This window comes from Bradyrhizobium sp., assembly GCF_049519115.1.
In the GTDB taxonomy this organism is placed as follows: Bacteria; Pseudomonadota; Alphaproteobacteria; order Rhizobiales; family Xanthobacteraceae; genus Bradyrhizobium.
This window is the reverse complement of record NZ_JBEKRB010000162.1, coordinates 1-3975: the sequence shown is the minus strand read 5'-3', so window position 1 is coordinate 3975 and position 3975 is coordinate 1. Positions and strand designations below refer to the sequence as shown.

At 54.7% G+C, this 3975-nt stretch carries 2 protein-coding genes and 1 pseudogene; 1 reads left to right on the top strand and 2 read right to left on the bottom strand.

All coding sequences use genetic code 11. From position 1 onward, the window contains the following. Positions 1 to 852: 852 nt before the first annotated feature. The gene (locus tag ABSE61_RS36475) at positions 853 to 1995 is read right to left on the bottom strand and encodes an acyltransferase family protein (RefSeq protein WP_423876000.1); all 1143 of its coding nucleotides are present in this window, start codon (positions 1993 to 1995) and stop codon (positions 853 to 855) included. A gap of 5 nt (positions 1996 to 2000) precedes the next feature. Between ABSE61_RS36475 and ABSE61_RS36470 the strand changes: the two are divergent. Then, positions 2001 to 2289: pseudogene (locus ABSE61_RS36470) on the top strand (efflux RND transporter permease subunit); the annotation flags it as partial. Positions 2290 to 2476: 187 nt separating this feature from the next. Here the strand turns inward: ABSE61_RS36470 and ABSE61_RS36465 are convergent. After that, positions 2477 to 3265 (bottom strand): hypothetical protein, encoded by a 789-nt coding sequence (locus ABSE61_RS36465; RefSeq protein WP_423875999.1) that lies wholly within the window; start codon positions 3263 to 3265, stop codon positions 2477 to 2479. Between the last annotated feature and the right edge of the window lie 710 nt (positions 3266 to 3975).

Here is a 3975-nt window from a genome sequence, read left to right as displayed (position 1 = left end):
CTGGATGGGCAGCTTCTGGGGTTGCAGAACGACGTTGAACAGAGCGGCCAGCCGGCTGTAGTCGTATTAGCAATAGTCGAGCACCGATTGGGCCAGGACCGCACCCGATGCATGGTTGCCGTTGGCTGCGAGGGTGTCGTCGTAGGAGATGGAGGAATGAGCTGTTGGCGGCAGGTTGACGATCATTGCTGGTCCTCCTGACCAAAATACAAGCTGGCGAAATTACAAATGCGCGCGCAGACGCGCGCGAGGCACGCCTGGCTGGTGCTTTCAATTCCACGGTTTAAATGGTCGTCCAAGAATAAGGCCGAGACAAAATACGCGCCCAACAGCTATCACGCATCGCAACATTTGGTTGTGACCCAAATTACATTCGCGTCCGAAGTCCGCTTTTTCATGTTCCGGTTTCGGAAGTAGCGTCAGGCCGGCGCAGGCGCCTGACTGCGGACCTGACAAAGCAGTATGCCTCTTTGACGTTCATGGAGGACTCGACGCCGAGTTTGACAAAATTCTCCGCAAGCCAGTTGTCCGCGCATTTTCGACCCTGGTCGAAGAAAAGTCAGAAAATCCCATTCGGCATTGTACTTGCTGGTCGGCGTGAGTCCGCTCATGAAGCCGTGGTCCGAGATGCTGTGGACCAGTACGTGCTTCAGCCCGCCATCGACGACACGCTTTTGCGTCACGAGACGAGGCGAGACGCAATGTCTGTTCCGTTGGCCCATCGCGACATATTGCGCGGCCGCACGAACTTGGTCGCTATAGGAGCAAAGGGGACGTAGTCACCAATCACATGACGCCGCCGAGTTCATAGGTACACGGCCTAACTAACTAAACTAACTAAACTATCCCGTTTTAATCCCGCTCGGACAGGATCGGAATTGCGATATCGTCGGGGGGCTTGGCATAAAGGCGCACTCGGCGAGCCAGCCGCATGCTGGGGCGCTCGACGAACCACCACATAATGCCCGCCGACGCAATGCACGCGGCAATCGAGACGACCCACCAGAACCCTTCCCACCAAAGTCCGTGGCCGGTCAGCATGTATCCGACGCGGAAGCTCGCGCCTGTGATTGGGTTGTGGATCAGATAGAGCGAATAAGAAATCGCCCCGAGAAATTGCACTCCAGCGTAGGACAAACCCGTTGCCAGCTTGTTCGTCGCGGCTGCTAGCGACAAGAGCATGGCGGTAGCAACGCAGACTAGGGCAAACGGGTTGTTGTTCCAAAGTCCGAAGACGAACAGGATCGCTGACGTCAGAAGAAAGAAAGGTGTAACGCTTCGCCGTCGCGTCGACCAATAGGAAAAAACACCGATCAAGAATCCGTACCAGAGTGGTAGAAAACTTCCCGACCAGGGACTTGTCTGGATGTTCGCGGTGGGCCAGAGCAGAGCCACCAGCAATGCTGCGCCAAGCGCGACGATCGTTGTTCTGTCGCGGACAAATGCGTTTGAGTTGCTTCCGCAAGCCGCGAGAATTGCAACATAGAGGATATAGAATTGGACCTCGAGGCACAGAGTCCAGAACACGGGACTAAGCGCGGGATAGCCAAGAATATCCTGAAGATAGACGATGTGAGCGAGCAGTTGGGTGAACGAGATATCTGGAAACGGCTTGTCGGGAACGAAGTGGTGGGACAGGATCGCGAAGACGAGGGTAATAGCGATCGCAAAATAATAAGGCGGGTCGAGCCGCAGTGATCGCCGCAGCATGAAGCGAGCTGCCAGAGGAAGCGTCACCCGCTGGTCAAAGAGAGAATGGGAGATCACAAATCCACTTAGGACAAAAAAGATTGCTACACCTAGATTGCCCTGAGCGAGAGCACCTCTCAGCCAGTCTGGCATTGCAGCCTCGAGCGCCGGAATATGTTTGCCTTCCAGAGAGTGGAACAGCACGACTCCCAGGGCGGCCACGCCACGTAACGCGTCTACGAAAGCAAACCGGGTTTTTGGCTGCTTGGTTCCAGATGCCTTTTTGAAATCAACGAAGGCGTTCATGCGTGAAGAATGCCATTATGATGATTGATTTCGCGCTCGAGTCAGAACGCAAGCGGGGCTTTAGCCCGGTAGACGCCATCCGGGAAGCCTGTCTGCTTCGTTTCCGTCCGACTATGATGACGACCATGGCCGCCATTTGGGGCTTTGCCGCTTGCGTTTAGTTTTGGCGAAGGTTGCGAGCTGCGCCAACCGCTCGGCATTTCGAAAATAGGCGGGCTCGTCCTCAGCCAAGCATTGACGCTCTATTCCACACCCGTGATCTATTTGTCTCCGAACAGATTTCGTTTCCATTAATTCTGATCCTCCGCTCGTCAAAAGTCCGGAAGCGCAGGCGCGCTGAGCAAAGGGCGCGCACAATGGCGCCGCCGCCCGGCATTGGCTTGCTGACGTCAGACTTCAACCCAGAAACGGAATTTGCCCACTTCAGACGCGAACAAAGACCGTCCGGAGACGGTCTTTGTTTTACTTGACGGGCCGGGGATCAGGCGAAACGTACCGCGCCGCTTGCACCTCGTCGATGAGCAAGCCAGCCGAGCCCGAGGAAACCGACGATGATCATTGCCCAGGTCGAGGCTTCGGGGACTCCTCCCGCAATTCGCGTATCGACGGTACCATCACCAGATACGTAGTTCGCGCCCGTCAGTGTAATAGATGGATCGTATTGATAGGTTCCGAGAAGCGCTACGGTGAGCCCCGAGCTATAGGTCGATGCTCCTTCGGTGTTCTCGTAAGCAGAAATGCCGGTTGAACAGATGTTGCTGCCAGCACCGCAAATGTTGATGTAGTCAGCATCTGTTCGGAGTTGCGCGGAAGTTAGTCCCAGGCCGCTGTAACTGTTTTGTGTTGTGGTGATGATGACTTGGTCGGAGCCTAACGCGACTCCGTTCAACGAAAAGGTCAGGGTTGCTCCAAATATGAGCGAGTTCAGTGCGCTTGTTCCGTTTACATAAGTGATCTGGCCAAGTGTTATTGGAGTAAGACTGCCAGAGAGAGGAACGAATGCGCCAGTAAAGGTTAAGGAACTGTAGTTCGTGCCGTTGGTAGGGACGGTAGGCTCTGTACCCCATTGCAAAGAATTCGCCGTAGCGCTGGTTGTTGGCGGGGCTGTTGTGCTGTTGTCATAGAGCCCTCCGCCGTTTGCAACGGTGCCAGCGTAAATCGGATCGCTAAAAGTTCCGACAATTTCCGTCATGATCACGGCAGTAGCTGGAGCAGACCAAATGACGCAGCAGCCCACTAGTGCGAAGGTAAATACCTTAATCCTCTCCATCTATCGGCTCCCACTGAAAATTAAAAACTATTGGCCGCCAAATAAACAGCCGGACAAACTGACGGCTGGGACTGCCATTCTGAATTAATCGCAGCGTGCGCAATTCCGTTCAAGCACCAAAGTAGAATCATTAGCACAAAGAATCCGCACTGCGCCAAAATTATCACACCTAACCGACCGCGCGGTTACGTTCGCTGGAGGCAAGTAATAGTGGTTCGCTCGCATCAGCGCACTTCGTAATTGGGACTTGGCGTGCACCTTGTTCGAAATAATGGGACCAGCTGCAGCGGTCTCTTGGGCGATGAAATTCCGCTGTGATCGCACGATGGCCTTGGTCGATTTCGGTCCTTAACGAGCACTTCGTCCGGACATCTTGAGCGAGACGACCTGATTGCGCGTTCCGCGCGTCGCTTGTCTGCACCCAGGAGAGGCTCTGTAAATTGCAGCAAACGTGGTTCACCGGTTTTCCATCATCACCGAAACCCCGTAGATGATTATCAGGGCAACTGCAGCTCGAGGGATCCCAAAGCTCTCGAGGATCACGAATTGCATGCACAACCTTGAAGGATGCACCAGAAGGGCGGCGCGGGCCTATAGTGCAGCGATCGGCCCTTTCACCACGATCTCAGCCTTTCCTCGCCATCGTCATGATCCCAGTGATCGGGTCCACCAAGCTGAACGTGCTGCATCGCGATGAAAAAAGCCGGTGT

Coding starts and splice junctions, on each gene's coding strand:
- ABSE61_RS36475 (WP_423876000.1), bottom strand. CDS start 1,995: ATGAACGCCTTCGTTGATTTCAAAAAGGCATCTGGAACCAAGCAGCCA.
- ABSE61_RS36465 (WP_423875999.1), bottom strand. CDS start 3,265: ATGGAGAGGATTAAGGTATTTACCTTCGCACTAGTGGGCTGCTGCGTC.